A 23128-nucleotide genomic window follows, 5' to 3' on the forward strand; every position below is an offset into this window, starting at 1 on the left:
ATGACCTTTGTTTCCGTTTCGGCGCACCGCTTTCCCTGCGCTTCTTTCCGATCACATGAGGTTCCCGGTTTGGCGCTCGAGTCACCCTCCAAGACGCAGCCCGACGCTCTAGCCGATTGCGCCAACGAGCCGATCCATATTCCCGGCAGTATCCAGGAACATGGCTTCCTGTTCGCCGTGGAAGAGCCGGATCTGCGCATCGTCCAGGCCAGTGCCAACGTCCGCGAGTACCTTGGGGTCGCCGTGGAGGAGGTGTTGGGTCGCACCCTCGGCGAATTGCTGCCGGAACGGGATCTGCCGGCCATGCTCGGTGCCCTGACCCAGGAAGAGCAGAACCCCATCTTTCAGGGCGATGTGACCCTGGGACCGCGGCAGCAGACCTTCGCGCTGTTCATGCACCGCTTCGGCGGGGTGCTGATCGTCGAATTCGAGGCGCCAGTGGACAGCCGTCTCGGTCTCAATACCCTCTATCCCATGGTGCGGGTGTTCATCGAACAGCTGCATCAGGCCGAAACCGTCGACGCCATCGCCAAGCTCGCGGTGCGCGAAGCCAAGCGTATTTCCGGTTTCGACCACACCATGATCTATCGCTTCGACGAGGACGGTCATGGGCAGGTGCTGGCCGAGGAGTGCGATCCCGGCGTACCCAGCTATCTGGGCCTGAGATTTCCCGCTTCGGACATTCCGGCCCAGGCGCGTCGCCTGTACCTGGCCAACCGCATCCGGGTGATCGGCAACGCCTACTACCAGCCCTCGCCGTTGCAGCCGCAGACCAATCCGCTGACCGGGCAGCCGCTGGATCTCAGCTTCGCGCAGCTGCGCAGCGTGTCGCCGGTGCACCTGCAGTACATGAGGAACATGGGCACCCTGGCGTCCATGTCCATCTCCATCGTGGTCGGTGATCGCCTCTGGGGCCTGGTGCTCTGCCACGACCGTCAACCCCAGCGGGTGTCCTTCCAGACGCGTACCGCCTGCGAGCTGTTCGGCCGGGTGCTGTCGCTGCAGATCGATGCCGCCGAGACCCATGCGGAATCCGATCGCCGGCTGGCGCTGCGCCAATCCATGGTGCAGATGCTTTCGACCATGGCCGACCGCGACAGCGTCTGCCAGGGACTATTGGAGCTGCCGCAGGTCTTCCTGGATTTCGCCCGGGCGCAGGGCGCCGCCATCATCTCCTCCGACGGGACCGAGCTGATCGGCCAGGTACCGCCGCGCGAGGTGGTGGACAGCCTGGTCGAGTGGCTGTCGGTCAACGTCAAGGACCACTTCGTCACCGACAACCTGGCCAAGGATATCGCCGAGCTCCCCCAACTGGCCCAGCATGCGGCCGGGGTGCTCGCCGTCCCCATTTCCGAATTGCATTCACACTACCTGATCTGGTTCCGCAGCGAGCTGGTGCAGGTGGTCAACTGGGCCGGCCGGCCGACCAAGCAGGAAGGCAGCGACGGGCGTCTGTCGCCCCGACAGAGCTTCGTGCTCTGGCAGGAGACGGTACGGGGGCTGTCGCTACCCTGGTCGCCGCTGGAGCTGGAAAGCGCCATCGAATTGCGCAACGCGGTGCGCGGGATCGTCCTGCGCAAGGCCGAGGAGATGGCCGAGCTGGCCGAGGAGCTGCAGCGCAGCAACAAGGAACTGGCGGCCTTTTCCTACAGCGTGTCCCACGACCTGCGGGCGCCGCTGCGCCACATCGCCGGCTATGCCGAGCTGCTGGGCGACATCGAGGGTGGCAAGCTGTCGGACCGGGGGCGGCGTTTCCTGGAGAACATCGGTTCGTCGGCGCGCTTCGCCGGCAGCCTGGTGGACAACCTGCTGAGCTTCTCGCAGATGGGGCGGGCCGCGATCCGCTATTCCGACGTCAATCTCACCGCCCTGGTGGAAGCCATCCGCGAAGAGATGGCGCCGGACTATGCCGAGCGGCAGGTGGAGTGGCACATCGGCCCCCTGCCTGTCGTCATCGCCGATGCCGCCTTCGTCCATCTCGCCTTGCGCAATCTGCTGGCCAATGCCATCAAATACAGTCGCTACGAAGAGCCGGCGGTGATCGAGATCGGCACCTTGCCGAGCGATTCCGAGGACATCATCTTTGTCCGGGACAACGGCGTCGGTTTCAACATGGATTACGTAGGCAAGCTGTTCGGCGTCTTCCAGCGCCTGCACCATGCCGATGAGTTCGAAGGGGTCGGCATCGGTCTGGCCAGTGTCAGACGCATCATCGAGCGCCATGACGGTCGCGTCTGGGCCGAGGGTGCCATCGGCGAGGGCGCGACCTTCTATTTCGCCCTTCCCAAACAACGACCGTCGCCGGTACACAAAAGGTAGTTCTATTCATGCTCAAACCCATTGTGCTGGTCGAAGACAATCCGCACGATCTGGAGCTCACCCTGGTGGCTCTGGAGCGCAGCCAGTTGGCCAACGATGTCGTGGTTCTGCGTGACGGCGCCGAAGCGGTCGATTACCTGTTGCGCCGCGAGCCCTATGCCGATCGCGAGCCGGGCAATCCCGCCGTGATGCTGCTGGATCTCAAGCTGCCCAAGGTCGATGGCCTCGAGGTGCTGGACCTGGTGCGTGGTACCCCGGAGCTGTGCAGCATCCCCGTGGTCATGCTGACGTCGTCGCGGGAGGAGCCCGATCTGGAAAAGGCCTACGAACTGGGCGTGAACGCCTACGTGGTCAAGCCGGTCGAATTCCGTGATTTCGTTGCCGCGATCAGTGACCTCGGCGTGTTCTGGGCCGTACTCAACGAGCCGCCGCCAGGATCGCGCCGTGTCGCCAGGCGCATTGGCCGTTAGCGAGTGAAGATAAGTGCATCCGTATCCAGTCATCCGCGACCGGCAGATATGCGCGACCCGGCTCCCCTGAGCGAACAGATCCAAGGCCGACGTCCGTTTATGCCCCTCTCGAAACAGATCAAGATCCTCCTGGTAGAGGACAGCAAGCTCGACGCCGAGCTGATCCTGATCGAGCTGGAAAGGCACGGCTTCGAGCTGCAATCCAAGATCGTCTACGAGCGTACCGGTCTCACCCTGGCCCTGAGCCAGCAGACCTACGACATCATCCTTTCCGACATCATCCTGCCGGGCTTCTCCGGCGCCGAGGCGCTGCGCGTGGCGCGGGCGCTGGCACCGGAAACGCCCTTCATCTTCGTCTCGGGCATCTTTGGTGAGGTGCACGCCGTGGAGATGATGCGCCTGGGTGCCAACGACTATGTGCTCAAGCAGAGCATGGAGCTCCTGGCCAAGGCCGTCGAGCGGGCATTGCTGGTGGTGCACGAGCGCCGCGAGCGGCGCCGCGCCGAAGAAGCCCTGCACAGCCTGGAGGTCAGGTCCCGCCTGGCGATGGACGCCTCCCGCCTGGGCATGTGGGAGTATTTGCCGGCCAGTCGTACCCTGGTCTGGGATGAGCGCTGCAAGGCCATGTTCGGGCTGCCGGCCGATGCGGTGGTCGATCTCGAGGTCTTCGAACGGCTGTGCGGCAGCGATGGCCTCGAGCGCTTTCTGCATACGGTCCGCCAGGCGAGCGCCGATGAGCGCGACGACGACTACCGCAGCGAATACCGCATTCGTCTGGACAATGGCGCCCAGCGCTGGGTCGAGACCCGCGGCCAGCCCTTCTTCGACGCCGGCGTCTGCACCCGCTTTCTGGGCGTGATGCTCGACATCACCCAGCAGCGCGATGCCGCGGAAAAGCTCGAGCGGCTCAATGTCAGTCTTGGCGAGCGCGTCGAAGAGCGTACCCGGGAGCGCGATCGGACCTGGGACCTCACTCGCGATCTGCTGCTGGTGTGCAAGCCCGATGGCACCCTGGTGGCGCTCAACCCGGCCTGGGAAGAAAACCTGGGCTGGTCGCGGGTGGAGTTGCTGGACTCCTCGCTGCTGGCGCTGGTGCATCCCGACGAGCGCTTCATCACCGACAACGAACTCAAGCAGCTCGCCACCGGCGCGACCAGCCAGCGCTTCGTCAACCGCATCCGCCATCGTGACGGCAGCTATCGCTGGATTTCCTGGACGGCGGTACCGGATGCCGGCATGACCTATTGCTCCGGGCGCGACATCTCCTCGGAAGTCCTGGCGATGGAAGAGCTGGCGGCAGCGAACCGCCAGCTGCGCGAGCAGATCGACGAGCGCGAGCGGGTCGAGGCGACCCTGCAGCAGATGCAGCGACTGGAAGCCGTGGGTCAGCTCACGGCGGGCGTGGCCCATGACTTCAACAACCTGCTCACCGTGGTGCTCAGCAGCGCTAGCTTCCTCGAGCGCGACCTGACGCGCCTGGCGGCCAGCGACAAGACCCAGGGACGGGTGCAGAACATCCGCGAAGCGGGCGAGCGGGGCGCTAAGCTCACCGCCCAGCTGCTGGCCTTTTCCCGTCGCCAGCGACTGGCGCCCAAGCCGGTCAAGCTCAACGAAACCGTCGAGGGCATGCTTGAGCTGCTGCGCAGTACCATGGGCGGCAGTGTCTGGATCGAGACCCACCTGCGTGCCGATTGCTGGCACGCCCTGGTCGATCCGACCCAGATCGAACTCATCATCCTCAACCTGGCGATCAATGCCCGGGATGCCATGGCGGTCGGCGGCACCCTGCGCCTGAGCACCTCCAACCAGACCATCAGCGAGCCGCCGCAGCGTCCCGAGGAACCCGAACCGGGCGAATACGTGCTGCTGGCGGTGCAGGATTCCGGTACCGGGATGAGCGAAGAGGTGCTGGCCAAGGCCTTCGAACCCTTCTTCACCACCAAGGAGGTGGGCAAGGGCTCCGGTCTGGGCCTGGCCCAGGTGTTCGGCTTCGCCAAGCAGTCCGGTGGCGGGGTCCGCATCGAGACGCAGATGGGCAGTGGCACCACGGTGCTGGTCTATCTGCCGCGTACCGAGGCGGAGGATGCCCAGGATCCGATCGGGCTACCGGCCCTGGGGCGCGACGAGCAGGCCGCCGAGCGCCGCATCCTGCTGGTCGACGACGACCACGCGGTACGCAACGTGACCGCCGCGCTGCTGGCCGATCTCGGCTATCAGGTGGTGGAGGCCAGCAATGGCTTCGCCGCCCTGAGTGCACTTGAGCGCGATCCCCAGATCGATCTGCTGCTGGCGGATTTCGCCATGCCCGGCATGAACGGTGCCGAACTGGCCCGCCAGGTGCGCAAGCGGCTGCCGCAGTTGCCGGTGGTCTTCATCACCGGCTATGCCGAACTGGGCGAACTCGATCCCGAACAATCCTTCATCGTTCCCAAGCCCTTTCGCGAGGCCGACCTGGCAGCCCGGCTGCAGGCCGCCCTGCGCGGCGAGAAGCCCCAGCCTTCGCCGCTCTGAAGGCCGGCGCCAACTTGAGGTATTTGCGTGTCCTCCATCCGTGAAATGTTGCGCGCCGAGGGCGGTGCCCTGCACGAGCAGGTCGATGCGACCTTTGGCCGCTATGCGCTGCAGACCCGGCTGCATTACACCGCCTTTCTACAGGCCCATGCCCAGGCCCTGATCGGTCTGGAAGACCTGCTGGAGCGCTCCGGCATCCAGCGCCTGCTGCCCGACTGGGCGGAGCGCCGCCGCACCGGGGTGCTGGCAGAGGATCTGCAGCGCCTGGACGCCAAGCAGCCCGAACCCGTCGTCCTCGAGCGCCTGCTCGACGAAGGCGAGTGCTGGGGGGTGGCCTATGTCCTCGAAGGGTCTCGGCTGGGGTCGCGAATGCTGGATCGCCATGCCGGCGAGAGTCCCGACGAGGCGGTGCGCGACGCCCGGGCCTATCTGGGCCACGTGCCGCCCAAGGGCGCCTGGCCAGGCTTTCTGCAGCGTCTGGACGAGGCGGGCAGCGATGCGCGCCTGCATCCGGCGATGCTGGCCGGCCAGCGGCTGGCCTTCGAGGTCTTTCTGGCGGCGGGGCAGCGACATGCGCCGGCGGTAGCCGCCCCCTGAGCGGTCTCTAGAGCGCCTGCAGGTAGCCGATCACCTCGGCAGCGCCCAGGCGTTCGAGAATCTCGCTGAGGACCCGGGTACTCGCCACCTCGCTGGGTAGCAGCAACCACTCCAGATCCTGGCCCGGGGCGGGCAGTGGCAGGCGCGCATAGTCGAGCTTCAGCCCCAGCAGCACCTGGATGAAATCGGGGTGGTTCCAGACCGCATTGGGCAGGGCATAGACTGCGAAAGCTTCCTGCAGGCGGTTGATGGCCGCCGGATCCAGGCGCAGGCACTGGATCTGCGCCGGCACCTCCACGGCGATCCCGCGGATGCGGGCGTAGGCGATGATGCTGGCGAAGGCGAGGGTGGTGGTCGTATCGTTTTCCAGGAACAGTCGGGGACCCCGCCAGCTGGCCTGGCGCAGACGCAGGGGCTGTTCCGCAGACAGGTTCGGCAAGGTGCGGTAGAGCGCCGCCTGGAAATCCCGATAGCCGATGATCCGCACCTGCTCGCGCGCTGCGGGCAGGGCGGCCAGTTCCTCCAGCTGTATCGCCGTATCGAGCGTGCTGTCGCCAAGGCGCTGGCAGAGGCCATCGATGGCACGCAGGTCGAGGGCGGCGGCCTGCAGCGTATCGGCGACCACCAGCTGACTGAGCAGGGCATGGGCGTGGCCCTTGATCTCCTGGGTCGGTCCGGACAGGGCGGCGCGGGGCAGGCCGAGCAACAGGTGCAGCGGATGGCCTTCATCCCACCAAAGGCTGTCGGTAGGCGCGGGCAAGGGGACGAAGGCGTCGGCCAGGCGTTCCAGGCAACGCTGGATCCGGCGGCTGGCCAGGGAGGGATGCAGATGCAAGGCCAGCGAAGACCAGGGGCTGCCCAGGAGGTTGGCACTGTTGCTCATGAGGTCTCCAGGGCGGATAGGAACTGCACGACCGAGTCTAGCGTGGCAAAGACCGCGCTATCGTCAAATGATTCCCGAAAGGTAGGATCTTTTGTGCGAGTGACCGTTCGCCTCGGGAGCGAGCGACGTATGGCCGGTGGCAAGCCTGTATAATGCGCGCTTTCCGAATCGCCTGTGAGTCCGCCATGTACGACGCGCTCCGTCCTCTGCTCTTCAAAATGTCTCCCGAAGGATCGCACGATCTGGCGCTGGACCTGATCGGTGCTGCGGGTCGTCTGGGCCTGACCGGGCTCGGCTGGCGGCCGGGTCGGCTACCGGTCCAGGTCATGGGCCTGGAGTTTCCCAATCCGGTGGGCCTGGCCGCCGGACTCGACAAGAACGGCGCCGCCATCGACGGCTTCGCCGGCCTGGGTTTCGGCTTCATCGAGATCGGTACCGTGACGCCGCGGCCGCAGCCGGGCAATCCCAAGCCGCGGCTGTTCCGCCTGGAGCAGGCCGACGCCATCATCAACCGCATGGGTTTCAACAATGCGGGCGTGGATGCGCTGATCGAGCGGGTCAAGGCCGCACGCTTCCGGGGCGTATTGGGGATCAACATCGGCAAGAATGCCACTACTCCGGTGGAGCGGGCGGTGGACGACTACCTGATTGGCCTGGACCGGGTCTATGCCCATGCCAGCTACATCACGGTGAACGTCAGCTCGCCCAATACGCCCGGCCTGCGCAGCCTGCAATTCGGCGACGCGCTCAAGAGCCTGCTGGAAGCCCTGCGCCAGCGCCAGGAAGACCTGGCGGTCCAGCATGGCCGCCGCGTGCCTATCGCCATCAAGATCGCCCCGGACCTGACCGATGAAGAGATCGTGCTGACCGCCCAGGCGATCCGCGATGCCGGGATGGACGCCATCATCGCCACCAACACCACCCTGGGTCGCGAAGGGGTGGAGAATCTGCCCTATGCCGCCGAGGCCGGCGGTCTGTCGGGCGCCCCGGTACGCGAGAAGAGCACCCATGTGGTGCGGGTGCTGGCCGGCGAGCTGGGTGGTCGGCTGCCGATCATCGCGGCGGGCGGGATCCTGTCGGGCGAGGATGCGGCGGAGAAGATCGCGGCGGGTGCCAGTCTGGTGCAGCTCTACAGCGGCTTCATCTATCGCGGACCGGCCTTGATCCGCGAAGCCGTGGATGCCATTGCAGCAGCGCGCCCCTGAGGGGGAGGGGGCTCGCTGGGAGCCCCCGTGGGACCGGGTCCCTGATCCTGGGAGAGGATCTGACTGGAAAACAACCAGAACGCTATGGGAAGCCCTGGGCTTCCGCTAGTGAAATCGAATTAGCCTACGGCTTGAAGTTGATTCATACGTTGAAGACCGGCGGTGCCTACGTAGCCGTCCCATTGGTCGCTACGGCCCTCACGCCAGCCATTGAGCCAGGCCTGCCGGACGGCGTCCTGGGTGAAGGGGCAGAGGTCCCGCGATTTGCCCACGATGCCGTGCTGATAACCACGCTGGAAAGCTCGTTCCATTGGATCACGCTTGAGTCTTCTCATAGGGTAGTGCCCTCGTAGGTTGACTTGCAGATTGTCCATGGCCCGTTGCAGGCCTGGATGCCAGAGCCGGCGTCCTGACATCCGCCCCGCACCTTCGCGCTGCGGGTGGTCAATTACTAACCAATGGCGCTCTGGCTGGGAACGACCTTTTAGCTATAAGCCGTAATCAGTTCGAAATGAAATGGCGATAAACCGCCGCTGGAATGCCGTCACTGCGGCTTGTTGAGACGCAGTCAAACTTTCACGCAAGGGGCTGTCCTCATCGGTCAATCCGACCAAAGGCAGAAAGTTCCTTGCGCTAACCTATGGATTCAACGATGTCCGCGATGCAACAACTCATCCTCACCTGTCCCAAGGGACTCGAGACCCTGCTGCTGGAAGAGGCCCAGGGCCTCGGCTTGCAGGAGGCCCGCAGCCAGACCGCGGCGGTGCGCGGCGAAGCCAGTCTCGCGGATGCCTACCGCCTGTGCCTCTGGTCGCGCCTGGCCAACCGGGTGCTGCTGGTGCTGGCGCGCTTCCCGGTGGAAGACCCTCAGGGCCTGTACCTGGGCGTGCATGGCGTGGAATGGGAAGAGCACCTGGCGCCCACCGGCACCCTGGCGGTGGGCTTCAGCGGCCAGGGCGCGGGCATCGACAACACCCACTTCGGCGCGCTCAAGGTCAAGGACGCCATCGTCGACCGCCTGCGCGAGCGCACCGGGCAGCGGCCCACGGTGGACAAGGTTGCTCCGGATCTGCGCGTCCACCTGCACCTGGAGCGCGGCCAGGCCATCCTCTCGCTGGATCTCTCCGGTCAGAGCCTGCACCAGCGCGGTTATCGCCTGCAGCAGGGCGCGGCGCCGCTCAAGGAAAACCTGGCGGCCGCGGTGCTGATCCGTGCGGGCTGGCCGGCCCTGGCCGCGACCGGTGGCGCCCTGGCCGACCCCATGTGCGGGGTGGGCACCTTCCTGGTCGAGGCCGGCTTGATGGCGGCGGACATCGCCCCCAACCTGCGCCGCGAGCGCTGGGGCTTTTCCGGCTGGCTGGGCCATGTGCCCGCCCTCTGGCAGCAACTGCACCAGGAGGCTGAAGCGCGAGCCACTGCGGGCCTGGCCAGGACGCCGGCCTGGATTCGCGGCTACGAAGCCGATCCGCGGCTGATCCAGCCGGCGCGCAACAATATCGAGCGGGCCGGGCTGTCCGAGTGGATCAAGGTCTACCAGGGCGAGGTCGCCAGCTTCGAGCCGCGTCCGGACAAGGGCCAGACCGGCCTGGTGATCTGCAACCCGCCCTATGGCGAGCGCCTGGGTGACGAAGCCAGCCTGCTGTACCTCTACCAGAATCTTGGCGAGCGCCTGCGCCAGGCCTGCCTGGGCTGGCGTGCAGGGGTCTTTACCGGCGCGCCCGAGCTGGGCAAGCGCATGGGCATCCGCAGTCACAAGCAATACGCCTTCTGGAATGGCGCCTTGCCCTGCAAGCTGCTGATGTTCGAGGTGGAGACCCGCCAGTTCGTCACCGGCAGTCGCAGTGGCGAACGCCCGGCCAATGCCCAGGCGGCGGAGCCGGCCAAGCTCAGCGAAGGCGGGCAGATGTTCGCCAATCGGCTGCAGAAGAATCTCAAGCAGCTCGGCAAGTGGGCCCGCAGCCAGGGCGTGCAGTGCTATCGCCTGTATGACGCCGACATGCCCGAGTACGCGGTGGCGGTGGATCTCTATGGCGATCGCGTGCACGTGCAGGAATACGCACCGCCGCGCTCCATCGACCCGGACAAGGCCCAGGCGCGCCTGCTCGACGCCCTGGCCGCCATTCCCCAGGCGTTGAACATCGATCCGTCACTGGTGGTGGTCAAGCGCCGTGAGCGGCAGAGCGGCACCAAGCAGTACGAACGCCAGGCCGCCCAGGGTGAATTCCTGCAGGTGGAGGAAGCGGGCGCCAAGCTGCTGGTCAACCTCACCGACTACCTGGATACCGGGCTGTTCCTCGATCACCGTCCGCTGCGTCTGCGGCTGCGCCAGGAAGCCCAGGGCAAGCGTTTCCTCAATCTGTTCTGCTACACCGGCGCCGCCACGGTGCAGGCGGCAGTGGGCGGGGCACGCAGCACCACCAGCGTCGACCTCTCGCGCACCTACCTGGACTGGGCCCGGCGCAACCTGGCGCTCAACGGCTTTTCCGAGCGGCACCGCCTGGAACAGGGCGATGTCCTGCACTGGCTGGAAAACGATCGCGGCGAATACGATCTGATCTTCGTCGACCCGCCGACCTTCTCCAACTCCAAGCGCCTGGAAGGGGTGTTCGACGTCCAGCGCGATCATGTCGCCCTGCTCGATTCGGCCATGGCCCACCTGAGTCGCAACGGCGTGCTGTATTTCTCCAACAACTTCCGCAAGTTCGAACTGGATGCGAGTCTCGCCGAGCGCTATCGCGTCGAAGAGATCAGCGCCAGCACCCTGGATCCGGATTTCGCGCGCAATCCCAAGATCCACCGCGCCTGGCGGTTCAGCCTGCAATGAGGTCAGCCGCCTGAACTGCCGCTGAACGGGTCGGGCATCGAGCCGTTCAGCCTGTGAACCGGCGCAATCCAGCCTTTTCCCACGAACGCCCCAGCAGCCCATGCCGTCCACAATGGCGGCGCTACGCTGGGTCGTGCCTGGCGGGATGAGGAGGGAAAGGTTCTACGATGCTGGTTTCACTGCAGGCTCTCAGGGCCCTGGCCGCCTGGCTGGTGGTCTTTCATCACTTCATGCAGGTGTTCTTCGATTTCCACGCCGACAGCCTTGGTGGCCATCTGCTCTCCACCCGGGGACAGGTCGGGGTCGACATCTTCTTCGTGCTCAGCGGCTTCGTGATCCACCTGTCCACCGCGGGCCGACCGCTCAGGCGCAGTACCTTCCTCTGGCATCGCATCGCCCGCATCGTCCCGGCCTATTGGCTGTACACCGCGGTGACGGCGCTGATCCTCTATCTCGCCAGCGACGTGATGCCCATCTATGGCGTCGCCGCGCGCGAATTGCTGCTCTCGCTGTTCTTCATTCCCAGCGAGAATCCGGCGGGCTTCGGCCACTATCCGATCCTGCCGGTGGGCTGGACGCTCAACTTCGAGATGCTGTTCTACCTGCTGTTCGCCCTGTCCTTCGGCGTGGCCGAGCGCTGGCGCATCGGGATGGTCAGCCTGCTGGTGATCCTGGTCAGCCTGGTGCTGGCCCGCGAGTCCTTTGTCAGCAGCTTCTATCGCAATCCGATCATCTTCGAATTCCTGCTAGGCGTGAGCCTGGCGGCGCTCTATCGCCGTGGCGCCCTGCGCGGACCCAAACCCCTGGCCCTGGTGGCGGCCCTGGTGGCACTGACCTGCCTGGTGGCTTTTCCCGCCGATCATCCCTGGCGCCTGCTGACCTGGGGCGTGCCCAGTGCGGTACTGGTCGGCGCCTGCGTGATCCTCGAACCCTGGTTCGCCGGCTCGCGGCTGTGCAAGGCGCTGGGGGACTGGTCCTATTCGGTCTATCTGGTGCACGTGATCGTGCTCTGGCTGGGCGACTACTGGCTGCACCAGCAGTGGGGATTCAGTCCCTACCAGACCCTGGCGGTCTGCCTGCCGGTGATCCTGCTGCTGGCCTGGGCCAGCTACGAGTGGATCGAGCGCCGCCTGTCGCGCACCCTGCGCCAGCTGGGCGAGCGCCTGGCCGGACGGCGCCCGCAGTGGGTGGCCGGTCAGTAGGCCGCGCGTTCCGCCGCGCTGAGTTCGGGCATCAGCGCCCGACCTTCCGCCGAGGAACGCTGCGCCGCTTCCAGCAGGGCCATGAGGGCGCAAGCCTGGGCCGGGCTGACGGGATTGCCGGCGCGACCGGCGAGGGCTTCGACCAAGGCGAGGTAGTAGCGACGGTGATCGCCCGCCGGCGTCGGCAGGGCCTGGCGCTCGCCGCTGGCGTCGATCAGCCAGCCAGGATCCGGATCCTGGCCCCAGTCGGGACCACCGGGGCGCACGCCGGCCTTGAGCGCGTCCTCCTGACGATCCGCGCCTTGCTTGATCCAGCTGGCCGCGGTGCCCTGGGCAAGAAAGCGTGGCACACCGCCGGCAGCCAGCATCCCGGCTCTCAGGGTCACCTGGCGAGCGCCGTAGTCCAGCTGCACCTGGAACCAGTCGTCAGTGAGGGCGCCGGGTCGTTGCCGCACCAACTGCGCCTGCAGGCGCTCGGGCAGGCCGAACAGGCAGAGCGCCTGATCCAGCAGATGGGGACCGAGATCGAACCAGAGGCCACTGCCGGGTAGCGCGGCTTCGCGCCAGCGCGTCCGCACCTCGGGGCGAAAGCGCTCGATACGGGATTCCAGGCTGGTCAATTCACCCAGGGCGCCGCTGGCCAGGACTGCCTGCAAGCCGAGAAAATCGCTGTCCCAGCGACGATTCTGGAACACCGACAGCAACCGGCCGGCCTGTTCGGCTTCCGCGGCCAGTTGCCGGGCTTCGGCCAGGGTCACGGTAAAAGGCTTGTCGACCACCACGTGCTTGCCAGCGGCCAGGGCGGCGCTGGCGAGAGGCGCATGGGTCTGGTTGGGTGAGGCGATCACCACCAGGTCGATGGCCGGATCCCTCACGGCCGCCAGGTAATCCGCGGTGACGCGCACCTTGGGCAGATCGGCCTGCACACGCGCGGCATCTCGTGAGGCCACCAGATCCAGGGAGAGCCCGGGGATGGAGCTCAGCAGGGGGCCATGAAAAGTCTGACCGACGAAGCCGTAACCGATCAGGGCGACGCGAGAGGGGGAGGGCATGGGGCTTCCTTGTGCCGGGGTGGAAAACAGCGAGGCCGCTCAGGGAGCGGCCTCGGTTGAACGCTAGCGTCTAACGGCGCATCACTTCAACTGGTGATCGTGAGCCAGTTGCTCCCGTTCGAGGAATTCGTCCTGCCGCAGCGAGTCCTGGAATTCTTCGGAATCTTCCAGGGCCAGGGGGTCGTTGAGTTCACCGCCCGACAGCCGCTTCTTTTCCAGCTTGCCGGAGAGGTTGTTGATGGCCCGGTGCAGCTTGTCGGCTGCGCCATCCACCGCCTGTTCCAGGGATTCGGCCTTGTGCGTCACCGAAAGCGGCTGATGGCCCTTGATGCGGGCCTCCATCTGGCACCGCTTGTCCTGGGCGCCCGATTTGCCAGCGTTCTCGTCGTTGAGGTGCACCTCGACGCGGGTCAGGAGTTCGTCGAAGCGATCCAGGCGGTCTTCCACCACGGACGCCACCCAATTCTGCAAACCGGCGCTGCCTTCGATGTTGTGGTCACTGTTGACTTGGACTTGCATGCGGCTTCCTCTTTTTGACGGGCCTGACCATTGGATGAGGCCGGTCAGGCCGAGGTTCAAGGCTGTTCGTCCGGTGTGCGTGTCACCCGATGTTTCCTTCTGGCAGTGTCTAGGGGCGTCGTAAGGTTCGGAACACGACGTTCAGGTCGCGGTCGCTGGCGTTTTGCCCTTGTCCACTGATAATGCGCGACCTTTCATCGTCCGTCGCAGTGGGGATCGTCAATGCCAGATGTGCTCACCCGTGGCCGCAATTTTGCCCGGCGGCTCTGGCTACCCCGTGCGATTGGTCTGTTGCTCAGCCTGAGTTGCATCGTCTCGGTGCAGCTCACCCAGCCGGTGTCTCTCTGGCTGTGGATCCTGCTCTTGGCCAATGCCCTGTGCTGGTCGCCGCTGGCCTACTGGCGCGCCGTCCGTGCGCGCGATCCCTATCGCACCGAACTGGGCAATCTGCTACTGGACTGCGGCTCGGCCGGCTTCTGGGCGGCGAGCATGGGCTTCAACCTCCTGCCCAGCGCGACGCTGCTCGCCATGACCGGTCTCAACATGCTCGGCGCCGGTGGCCTGGCCTTCTGGCGCCGCGGGCTGCTCGCCCAACTGCTGGGCATCCTGGTCGGCCTCGTGGTGCTGCGCCATCCGGTCGCCATCGAGACCTCCACCGCACAGATCTATGCCTGCCTACCGATGATCGTCGCCTATCCCTGGGCGCTGGGCCTGGTGAGCTTTCGCCTGGCGCAGCAGTTGTCGCGGCGCCAGCAGGAGCTGGAGCTGATCAGCAAGCAGGATGGCATGACCGGGCTGCACAACAGAACCCACTGGGATCAGTTGGTGCAGCGGGAATTCGCCCTCTGCAAACGCAGCGGCGCCGCGGCCAGCCTGGTGATGATCGACCTGGACAACTTCAAGCTCATCAACGACCGCTTCGGCCATCAGGCCGGCGACGAGATGCTGCGCCAGTTTTCCGGTCTGCTGGCGCGCACCATCCGCACCAGCGATCTCGCCGGTCGTTTTGGCGGCGATGAATTCGGTATCCTCTTGCCCGACACCTCGCCCGAGCGGGCCCTGGACCTGATCCGGCGGCTGCAGGAGCGTCTGCACGACATGCAGGCAGGCGGCCCCGGCGACCGTCAGAACGTACGTGTCGGCCTGAGCTGCGGCATCGCCGGTTTCGACCGCGCCTACGATGACGTCGCCCACTGGCTGCAGGCGGCCGACTTCGCCCTTTACCGCGCCAAGGCGCAGGGCCGCGGGCGGGCCGAGGTGGCCGATCCCCAAGGAGTGCTGGCATGACCCCGGCGATAGAATTGCTCAAGAAGAGCCAGGTGCCCCACGAGGTGCTGAGCTACCACCATGACCCCAAGGCCGCCTCCTACGGCCTGGAGGCCGCCGAGAAACTCGGTCTGGCAGCGGAGACGGTGTTCAAGACCCTGCTGGCGGCAAGCGAGAAACAGGAATTGCTGGTGGCCATCGTGCCCGTCGCCGGCACCCTGGATCTCAAGGCCCTGGCCCAGGCGGCCGGGGTGAAGAAACTGGAGATGGCCAAACCCGACCAGGCCCAGCGCAGCACCGGCTACCTGGTGGGCGGCATCAGCCCCCTGGGGCAGAAGAAGCGGCTGCGCACCTTCATCGACGACTCCGCGGCGGCGTTGCCGAGCATCCATGTCAGTGCCGGGCGCCGGGGGCTGGAAGTCGCCCTGGCACCGGCGGACCTCGCCCGCTTGCTGGACGCGCCCTTCGTGCCTATCGGCAAGGGCTGAGCGCCTGCCTATCGGGTAGGGTGGAAAGCCGCGTAGCGTTTTCCACGCGCCATCAGGCTAGTGGTGGACAAGGCTGCGCCGTTGTCCACCCTACGACGGGTTGGTTGCCGAAATTCAGCAGGGTGGAAACCCGCCTGGCGTTTTCCACCCCATCCGCCCGCTAGGCGATCCCGTAGCTCTCGCGCAGTTGCTGCCGATAGCGCTGGTAGGCCGCCTCGTACTCGGCGACCCGCGCCGGGTCCGGTTCGGCGCGGCTGGCCGGGTCGAGGTGCACGCAGCGCTCGGTGAGGCTGTCGAGCGACTCCGGGCGGCCCTGTTCGCGACTCCAGCACCAGGCGGCCTGCAAGGCGCCCCCCAGGGCCGCGGCTTCGCCGTGCACCGGGCAGACCACCGGGGTGTTCATCAGATCGGCGATCAGCTGCCGCCACACCGGGCTCCTGGCGCCGCCGCCGATGAGTCTAAGGGTGTCGCCGGGCATGCCCAGGTCACGCAGCAGATCGAAGCCATATCTCAGGGCGAAGCTCACTCCCTCGACCACCGCTCGGCACAGGTTGGCGCGGGTCAGGTTGGTGGCGGTGAGGCCATGCAGGCTGGCGGTAGCGGTCGGCAGCGCCGGGACCCGTTCGCCATTGAGGAAGGGCAGCATCAGCACCCCCTCGGCGCCGATGGGCGACTCCGCCACCAGACGGGTGAATTCGACCAGGTCCAGGCCGAGCAACTCGCGGATCTGGCCGCTGGCGTTGGTCAGGTTCATGGTGCAGATCAGCGGCAGCCAGCCGCCGTTGGACGAGCAGAAGCCCGCCACGGCGGGATGGTCGCTGATGCGAGGTTCGTCGGAATACCCATAGAGGGTGCCCGAGGTGCCCAGGCTCAGGGTGATCTGGCCGGCGCGGCTATTGCCGGTGCCCAGGGCGCCCATCATGTTGTCGCCGCCGCCGCTGGAGACCAGCGCCTGGGGATTGATGCCCAGTTGGCTGGCGACCTCCGGCCGCAGCCGTCCGACCGGCTGATCGGCTTCGATCAGCGTCGGCAGGGCGCGCTCCAGGCGCCCACTGGGATCGATATGGCGCAGCAACTCCAGATCGTACTGGCGCGTCCGCACATTGAAATAGCCGGTGCCCGAGGCGTCGCCGTATTCGGCCACGGCGTGTCCGGTCAGCCAGAAATTAAGGTAATCGTGGGGCAGCAGCACCTGGGCGATCTGGTCGAACACCTCCGGGTGCTGTTCCTTGGTCCAGAGCAGCTTGGAGACGGTGTAGCCCGGCGCGATGGCCAGGCCCAGGCGCTCGATGGCGCCTTCCACGCCACCCAGGTGTTCCAGCAGGCGCTGGTTTTCCGGGGTGGATTCGGTGTCGCACCAGAGCTTGGCCGGCCGCAGGACCTTGCCGCTGTCGTCGAGCAATACAAGACCATGCTGCTGGCCGGAGACGCCGACGCCGAGGATGTCCTGGCCATCGCTGCCGGCCTGCGCCAGGGCGGCGCGGGTGGCCGCCACCAGGGCCCGGATCCAGTCTGCCGGATTCTGCTCGCGGCGGCCATTGGCGCCCTCGGTCAGGGGGTGAGGCGCACTGCCTTCCCCCAGTACCACGCCGCGCTCGACATCCAGGATCACCGCCTTGGTGCCCTGGGTGCCGCAGTCTATCCCGAGAAACTTCATGCCTGGCCGCTCCTTGTTGTTGTTTGGGCTCGTATTGATCATCGACGCTGCCCAGGCAGCTTTTTGCCAAGGCTAGTCGCCGAGCAGGGTCTGCAAGGTGGCGCTGACCCCATGGGTACGCAAGTTGTACAGCTGCCGCTCGAAGGCGGCAACGAAGGCCGCGGATTTCGGGATGTGCTTACCGAAGATTTCCTCGGCGCCCAGCAGGCGCTCGGTGAGATTCTTCTGATCCTGCACCAGCTCTTCGCAGTAGTTGGCGCGCGGATCGGGAATGCGATAGGTCGCCCCGGTCTCGTCCACGCCCCGCAGATAGACCGCCCAGGCGGCCACCACCAGGGCGGCGCGATCCAGGTCCTTGCCGTCCTCGATCAGCCGGTTGATGGTCGGCACGGTGAATTTGGGAAACTTCGATGAACCGTCCGAGCAGACCCGCTCCAGCTGGTCGGCGATGGCGCGATTGGAGAAGCGCTCGATCAGGGTGTCCTTGTACTGGTCGAGATCGATGCCGGGCACCGGGGCCAGCTGCGGCGTCACGTCCTTGTCCATGTAGGTACGGATGTAGCGCACGAACAACGGATCGGCCATGGTCTCGTGGACGAAGCGGTAGCCCTTGAGGAAGCCCAGGTAGGTCAGCGCCAGGTGGCTGCCGTTGAGCAGCTTGATCTTCATTTCCTCGTAGGGGGTGACGTCATCGGTGAACTGGACGCCGACGTCCTCCCAGGCCGGACGGCCGGCGACGAACTTGTCTTCCAGCACCCACTGCAGGAAGGGCTCGCAGACCACCGGCCAGGCGTCCTCGACGCCGTGTTCGGCCAGCAGCGCCGCGCGATGGGCGGTGCTGGTCATGGGGGTGATGCGATCGACCATGGCGTTGGGAAAGCTGACGTGCTCGGCGATCCAGCCGTGCAGCTCTTCGTCCACCAGGGCGGCGTAGGCCAGCAGGGCCTTGCGGGTGACCTGGCCATTGTGGGGGAGGTTGTCGCAGGACATCACGGTGAAGGGCCCGGTGCCCTCGGCGCGGCGCTTGGCCAGGGCCGCCAGCAGGAAGCCGAAGACGCTGCGCGGATCGCCCGGATGCTGCAGGTCGTGCTGGATCAGCGGCAGCTTGAAGTTGAATTCGCCGGTGCTGTCGTCCATGCAGTAGCCGCCCTCGGTGATGGTGAGCGAGACGATGCGGGTGCTGGGATGGGCCAGCTTGTCGATCAGCGTCTGGGTGCCGTCCTCGGCCAGCAGCATGCCGCTGATGGCACCGACGACGCGCACCTCGGTGTCCGGCTCGTCGGCCAGCACCACCTGGGTATAGAGATAGTCCTGGCCGGCCAGGGCATCGCGCATGGCGCGGTCTTCGGCGCGCAGGCCGACGCCACAGATGCTCCAGTCCAGATCGCGCCCCTGGTTCAGCAGGGCCTCGGTGTAGATAGCCTGGTGCGCGCGGTGGAAGCCGCCGACGCCGATGTGGACGATACCCTGGCGCAGCTGGCAGGCGGCGTAGCCGGGCTTGGCGATGTAGTCGGGCAGTTGTTCGAGGTGCTGGCGATTGAGTTTCACGATGGCGATCCTGCAAGGCGGTGCCCCGGGCGCGCGTAGGGCGCCGACGGGGCAGGAAAGGGGAGAGGGGTCAGGCGGCTTTGCGCAGCAGCGGCGCCACGGCGCGGCCCTGCTCGTCGAACAGGTGGCAGAAGTCGACGTCCAGGGCCAGGCGCTGGCGTTCGCCGTAGGCAACGGCACAATCACCCGGCACGCGCACGGTCAGCGGCTCCTCGGCCTCGGTGACCATGTGGCAGTAGGTGTCGCTGCCCAGGCGCTCGGCCACATCGCTGATCACCGGCAACTGGCCGTCGGCGGCCAGGCGCAGGTGTTCCGGACGAATGCCCAGGGTCACCGGGCTGCCGACCGCCAGGTCGTCGCCGCGGCGCGGCAGGTGCAGGCGCGGACCGGCCGCCAGCTCCACCTCGACGCCCTGGGCGTCGGTAGCCGCCACCTTGCCCTTGAGGAAGGCCATCTTCGGCGTACCCAGGAAGCCGGCGACGAAGAGGTTGGCCGGATGGTGATAGAGCTCCAGGGGCGAGCCGACCTGCTCGACGCGGCCGCCGTTGAGCACCACCACCTTGGTCGCCAGGGTCATGGCTTCCACCTGGTCGTGGGTCACGTAGATCATGGTGGCCTGCAATTCCTGGTGCAGGCGCGCCAGTTCCAGGCGCATCTGCACACGCAGGGCGGCGTCCAGGTTGGACAGGGGTTCGTCGAACAGGAAGATCTTCGGCTGGCGGACGATGGCGCGGCCGATGGCCACCCGCTGGCGCTGGCCACCGGAGAGCTGGCGCGGCTTGCGCTCCAGCAGCGGCGTCAGCTCGAGGATGCGGGCGGCGTCGGTGACCTTGCGCTCCACTTCCTGCTTGTCGATCTTGGCCAGGTCCAGGGCGAAGGAGAGATTCTTGCGCACGCTCATGTGCGGATAGAGGGCATAGGTCTGGAACACCATGGCCAAGTCGCGCTTGGCCGGCGACACCTCGGTGATGTCGCGACCGTCCAGTTCCAGGGTGCCGCTGGTGACCTCTTCCAGGCCGGCGATGAGCCGCAGCAGGGTGGATTTGCCGCACCCGGACGGGCCGACGAAGACCACGAATTCGCGGTCGTTGATGTCGAGGTCGACGCCCTTGATGATTTCCAGCGAGTCGAAGCCCTTGCGCAGGCTGCGGATTTTCAGATTGGCCATGACAGGAGTCCTCTTGTTCTTATTTCACCGCGCCGAACGACAGGCCGCGGACGAGTTGTTTCTGGCTGATCCAGCCAAAGATCAGGATGGGTGCGCAGGCCAGCGTCGAGACGGCCGACAGCTTGGCCCAGAACAGTCCCTGGGGACTGGAGTAGGAGGCGATCAGCGCGGTCAGCGGGGCGGCGTTGGACGAGGTCAGGTTCAGCGACCAGAAGGCCTCGTTCCAGCAGAGGATCAGCGACAGCAGCATGGTCGAGGCGATGCCGCCCTTGCTGATCGGCAAGAGCACCCGGACGATTTCCTGGTAGGTGGTGGCGCCATCCAGGCGCGCCGCCTCGAGGATGTCCTTGGGGATGTCCTTGAAGTAGGTGTAGACCATCCAGACCACGATCGGCAGGTTGATCAGGGTGTAGACGGCGATCAGCAGCAGTCGGCTGTCGAGCAGTTCGAACTGCTTGGCCAGCAGGTAGATGGGCACCAGCACCCCGACCGCCGGCAGCATCTTGGTGGACAGCATCCACAGCAGCAGACGCTGGGTGTTGCGGGTCTCGTGGAAGGCCATCGAGTAGGCCGCCGGCAGCGCCAGCAACAGACTGAGCAGGGTGGCGCCAAAGGAGATCACCACCGAATTCAGCGCGAAGTGGAAGTAGTCGCTGCGCGCCTGGATGGTCAGGTAGTTCTCCAGCGTGGGCATGAAGAAGAATTGCGGCGGGGTGGCGAAGGCGTCGATCTCGGTCTTGAAGCTGGTCAGCACCATCCAGAAGATCGGGAAGAACAGCACCAGGGCCACCAGCCAGGCGAGCAGGCCCAGCAGCAGGCTCTGCAGGCGCCGGGATTGCTTGAGCGTCAGCATGTCAGGGTCCTCACTGTTGGGTCAGGTTCTTGCCAAGCATCCGCACCAGGATGATGGCGGCGATGTTGGCGATGAGCACGGCGATCAGGCCGCCGGCGGAGGCCAGGCCGACGTCGAACTGCAGCAGGGCCTGGTTGTAGATCAGGTAGGCGAGGTTGGTGGAGGCGAAGCCCGGACCGCCACTGGTGGTGGTGTAGATCTCGGCGAACACCGACAGCAGGAAGATCGTCTCGATCATCACCACCACGGCGATGGGCCGTGCCAGGTGCGGCAGGGTCAGGTGCCAGAAGATGGCGACCGGACCGGCGCCGTCCAGGCGGGCCGCTTCCTTCTGCTCCTGATCCAGCGACTGCATGGCGGTCATCAGGATGAGGATGGCGAAGGGCAGCCACTGCCAGGACACGATCAGGATGATCGACAGCAGCGGGTGGGTGGCCAGCCAGTCCACCGGGGTGGCGCCGAACAGTTTCCAGATCGCGGCGAGGATGCCGGAGACCGGATGGAAGATCAGGTTCTTCCAGATCAGGGCGCTGACCGTGGGCATGATGAAGAAGGGCGAGATCAGCAGGACGCGGACGATGCCGCGACCGAAGAATTCGCTGGCCTCCAGCAGCGCCGAGATCAGCACGCCGAAGACCACGCTGATCAGCAGCACGCTGCCCACCAGCAGCAGGGTGTTGGTCATGCCGGGCCAGAAGCCGGCATCGGTGACGAAGTATTCGAAGTTTTCCAGGCCGACGAAGGCGTGCTCGCCGGGGTAGAGCAGGTTGTAGCGGATCAGCGAGAACCAGATGGTCATGCCCAGGGGCACCAGCATCCACACCAGCAGCAGGGCCACCGAAGGACTGATCAGGAACCAGCCGGGACCGGCGCGACGGCGTTGACGACGGGCGGGAGCGGCAGGGGATTCGACGACGGGCGTCTTGAGGGTGGAGGTCTGCATGGCGATGCTCCGCAAGGCAGTGGGCCGTGACGAGGCGCTGGCGTCTCGCGACGCCAGCGACGGATCAGGCAGGGAAAGCCGCTAGGCCGGGGGCCGCATGGTGCGGACCCCGGGCTCCAGCGCTATTTGGGATAGCCGGCGCGCTTCATTTCCCGGGCGGTGGACTGCTGCGCCGCCTGCAGGGCCTGCTCGACCGACATCTGCCCGGTGAGGGCCGCGGCGAACAGCTTGCCCACCGAGGTGCCGATGGCCTGGAACTCGGGAATGGTCACGTACTGGATGCCCACGTAGGGCACCGGCTTGGCCGAGGGATGGGCCGGGTCGGCGTGCTGCAGCATGTCCAGCGAGACCTTGGCGAAGGGCGCCGCGTCCATGTAGGCCTGGCTGTAGGTGGACTTGCGGGTGCCCGGCGGCACGTTGGCGATACCGTCGGTGTCCGCGACCAGCTTGGCGTAGTCCTTGGAGGTGGCCCAGGTCACGAAGGTCTTGGCGGCGTCCTTGTGCTTGGAGGAGGTGGGGATACCCAGCGACCAGGCATACAGCCAGGACGAGCCCTTGTCGGTGACCTCGCGCGGCGAGCCGGCGAAGCCGACGCTGTCGGCGACCTTGCTCTGGCTCTTGTCCATGGTGAAGGAGCCGGCGACGCTGGCATCGACCCAGATGGCGCACTTGCCGCTGTTGAACAGCGCCAGGTTTTCGTTGAAGCCGTTGCTGGAGGCGCCGGGCGGGCCGTACTTCTTCATGTTGGTGACGTAGTAGTTGGCCGCCGCGGTCCATTCCGGACCGGTGAATTCCGGTTGCCACTTCTCGTCGAACCAGCGCGCGCCGAAGGCGTTGGCCATGGTGGTGACCAGGGCCATGTTCTCGCCCCAGCCGGCCTTGCCTCTCAGGCACAGACCGTACTGGTCCTTGTCCGGCTGGTGCAGCTTGCCGGCGAATTCGGCGATCTGGGTCCAGGTGGGCTGGGCGGGCATGGTCAGGCCGGCCTGCTGGAACAGATCCTTGCGGTAGTAGGTGATGGAGCTTTCGGCATAGAAGGGCAGCGCATAGAGGGTGCCCTTGACCGACAGGCCTTCGCGAACCGACGGGAAGAGGTCGTCCAGGTCGTAGTTAGCGGGCAGGTCCTTCATGGGCTCCAGCCAGTTCTGGGCGCCCCAGAGGCCGGTCTCGTACATGCCGATGGTGAGGACGTCGAACTGGCCACCCTGGGTGGCGATGTCGGTCGTCAGCCGCTGACGCAGCACGTTTTCTTCGAGCACCACCCAGTTGAGCTTGATGTCGGGATGCTGGTCTTCGAAGGTTTTGGACAGCCGCTGCATGCGGATCATGTCGCTGTTGTTGACGGTGGCGATGGTGACCGTTTCGGCGGCCTGGAGGGCCAGCGAGAAGGTCAGGCCTGCAGAGAGGGTAACAGCGGACAATAAAAGCGCTTTTGGTGTTGTTTTCATCTTGCACTCCGCGTCCTGTGCAACTGCAGCAGACGCTTTTCTTGTTGTTGTAACCCACCACGCGGCCGGCTGTGACGGCCTTTGCAGCGGAAGCCACGGACCGATTACAGCCCGTTGCCGCCCGGGAAACAAATGCTGGAAGACACCAAAATCGGTATTTTTTTGCACATCCCTG

The 23128-nt window shown here is 66.0% G+C and carries 19 protein-coding genes; 9 read left to right on the forward strand and 10 right to left on the reverse strand.

What is annotated here, in order from left to right:
- Positions 1–69 precede the first annotated feature (69 nt).
- The 4 genes from PSEK12I1_RS0119570 (at position 70) to PSEK12I1_RS23985 (ending at position 5897) form a co-directional block, all read left to right on the forward strand.
- Positions 70–2319 (forward strand): ATP-binding protein, encoded by a 2250-nt coding sequence (locus tag PSEK12I1_RS0119570; RefSeq protein WP_027602658.1) that lies wholly within the window; start codon positions 70–72, stop codon positions 2317–2319.
- 8 nt (positions 2320–2327) lie between these two features.
- A complete protein-coding gene (locus PSEK12I1_RS0119575; RefSeq protein WP_007159296.1) occupies positions 2328–2789 on the forward strand; it encodes a response regulator in 462 nt (153 codons plus the stop codon).
- A 99-nt stretch (positions 2790–2888) separates the two neighbouring features.
- Positions 2889–5300 carry a response regulator gene (locus PSEK12I1_RS0119580; RefSeq protein ID WP_027602659.1) on the forward strand — a complete coding sequence of 804 codons (2412 nt, stop codon included), beginning with the start codon at positions 2889–2891 and terminating at the stop codon, positions 5298–5300.
- Between the two features lie 27 nt (positions 5301–5327).
- Entirely contained in the window at positions 5328–5897 is a 570-nt protein-coding gene (locus PSEK12I1_RS23985; RefSeq protein WP_169886968.1) for a biliverdin-producing heme oxygenase, read from the forward strand.
- 7 nt (positions 5898–5904) lie between these two features.
- Here PSEK12I1_RS23985 and PSEK12I1_RS0119590 read toward each other — a convergent pair whose 3' ends face one another.
- Entirely contained in the window at positions 5905–6780 is an 876-nt protein-coding gene (locus tag PSEK12I1_RS0119590) for a hypothetical protein (RefSeq protein ID WP_027596980.1), read from the reverse strand.
- Positions 6781–6965: 185 nt separating this feature from the next.
- Here PSEK12I1_RS0119590 and PSEK12I1_RS0119595 point away from each other — a divergent pair, with 185 nt between their 5' ends.
- Complete coding sequence (locus PSEK12I1_RS0119595) at positions 6966–7985, forward strand: quinone-dependent dihydroorotate dehydrogenase (RefSeq protein ID WP_027602660.1); 1020 nt, start codon at positions 6966–6968, stop codon at positions 7983–7985.
- Between the two features lie 119 nt (positions 7986–8104).
- On the opposite strand, the gene rmf is transcribed toward PSEK12I1_RS0119595, so the two are convergent.
- Positions 8105–8320, reverse strand: coding sequence for a ribosome modulation factor (gene rmf, locus PSEK12I1_RS0119600; RefSeq protein ID WP_007159291.1), 216 nt, complete (start codon positions 8318–8320; stop codon positions 8105–8107).
- Positions 8321–8637: 317 nt separating this feature from the next.
- Here rmf and rlmKL point away from each other — a divergent pair, with 317 nt between their 5' ends.
- Together rlmKL and PSEK12I1_RS0119610 are read left to right on the forward strand one after the other, a co-directional pair.
- Positions 8638–10809: a bifunctional 23S rRNA (guanine(2069)-N(7))-methyltransferase RlmK/23S rRNA (guanine(2445)-N(2))-methyltransferase RlmL gene (gene rlmKL, locus PSEK12I1_RS0119605; protein ID WP_027602661.1), complete on the forward strand. Its 2172-nt coding sequence runs from the start codon at positions 8638–8640 to the stop codon at positions 10807–10809.
- A gap of 167 nt (positions 10810–10976) precedes the next feature.
- Positions 10977–12011 carry an acyltransferase gene (locus PSEK12I1_RS0119610; protein WP_027602662.1) on the forward strand — a complete coding sequence of 345 codons (1035 nt, stop codon included), beginning with the start codon at positions 10977–10979 and terminating at the stop codon, positions 12009–12011.
- Here PSEK12I1_RS0119610 and PSEK12I1_RS0119615 read toward each other — a convergent pair.
- Together PSEK12I1_RS0119615 and PSEK12I1_RS0119620 are read right to left on the reverse strand one after the other, a co-directional pair.
- Positions 12005–13063, reverse strand: a complete 1059-nt coding sequence (locus PSEK12I1_RS0119615; RefSeq protein WP_027602663.1) for an oxidoreductase — start codon at positions 13061–13063, stop codon at positions 12005–12007. The genes PSEK12I1_RS0119610 and PSEK12I1_RS0119615 overlap by 7 nt on opposite strands.
- A gap of 81 nt (positions 13064–13144) precedes the next feature.
- A complete protein-coding gene (locus tag PSEK12I1_RS0119620) occupies positions 13145–13582 on the reverse strand; it encodes an HPF/RaiA family ribosome-associated protein (protein WP_027596976.1) in 438 nt (145 codons plus the stop codon).
- Between the two features lie 222 nt (positions 13583–13804).
- Between PSEK12I1_RS0119620 and PSEK12I1_RS0119625 the strand changes: the two genes are divergently transcribed.
- Both PSEK12I1_RS0119625 and ybaK read left to right on the forward strand, forming a co-directional pair.
- Positions 13805–14869, forward strand: coding sequence for a diguanylate cyclase (locus PSEK12I1_RS0119625; RefSeq protein ID WP_027602664.1), 1065 nt, complete (start codon positions 13805–13807; stop codon positions 14867–14869).
- Positions 14866–15336 carry a Cys-tRNA(Pro) deacylase gene (gene ybaK / locus PSEK12I1_RS0119630; RefSeq protein WP_027596974.1) on the forward strand — a complete coding sequence of 157 codons (471 nt, stop codon included), beginning with the start codon at positions 14866–14868 and terminating at the stop codon, positions 15334–15336. The genes PSEK12I1_RS0119625 and ybaK overlap by 4 nt, the downstream gene beginning before the upstream one ends.
- A gap of 160 nt (positions 15337–15496) precedes the next feature.
- Here ybaK and xylB read toward each other — a convergent pair whose 3' ends face one another.
- The 6 genes from xylB to PSEK12I1_RS0119660 form a co-directional block, all read right to left on the reverse strand.
- Positions 15497–16993: a xylulokinase gene (xylB, locus tag PSEK12I1_RS0119635; protein WP_027602665.1), complete on the reverse strand. Its 1497-nt coding sequence runs from the start codon at positions 16991–16993 to the stop codon at positions 15497–15499.
- Positions 16994–17065: 72 nt separating this feature from the next.
- Positions 17066–18541, reverse strand: a complete 1476-nt coding sequence (locus PSEK12I1_RS0119640; RefSeq protein ID WP_027602666.1) for a mannitol dehydrogenase family protein — start codon at positions 18539–18541, stop codon at positions 17066–17068.
- Positions 18542–18611: 70 nt separating this feature from the next.
- On the reverse strand, positions 18612–19709 hold the full coding sequence (locus tag PSEK12I1_RS0119645; RefSeq protein ID WP_007159282.1) for an ABC transporter ATP-binding protein: 1098 nt from the start codon (positions 19707–19709) through the stop codon (positions 18612–18614).
- Positions 19710–19728: 19 nt separating this feature from the next.
- A complete protein-coding gene (locus PSEK12I1_RS0119650; RefSeq protein ID WP_007159281.1) occupies positions 19729–20562 on the reverse strand; it encodes a carbohydrate ABC transporter permease in 834 nt (277 codons plus the stop codon).
- A gap of 10 nt (positions 20563–20572) precedes the next feature.
- Positions 20573–21505, reverse strand: a complete 933-nt coding sequence (locus PSEK12I1_RS0119655; RefSeq protein ID WP_007159280.1) for a carbohydrate ABC transporter permease — start codon at positions 21503–21505, stop codon at positions 20573–20575.
- A 122-nt stretch (positions 21506–21627) separates the two neighbouring features.
- Positions 21628–22953, reverse strand: a complete 1326-nt coding sequence (locus PSEK12I1_RS0119660) for a sugar ABC transporter substrate-binding protein (RefSeq protein ID WP_027602667.1) — start codon at positions 22951–22953, stop codon at positions 21628–21630.
- Positions 22954–23128: the final 175 nt, after the last annotated feature.

The organism is Pseudomonas sp. MOIL14HWK12:I1 (assembly GCF_000510705.1).
In the GTDB taxonomy this organism is placed as follows: Bacteria; Pseudomonadota; Gammaproteobacteria; order Pseudomonadales; family Pseudomonadaceae; genus Chryseomonas; species Chryseomonas oryzihabitans.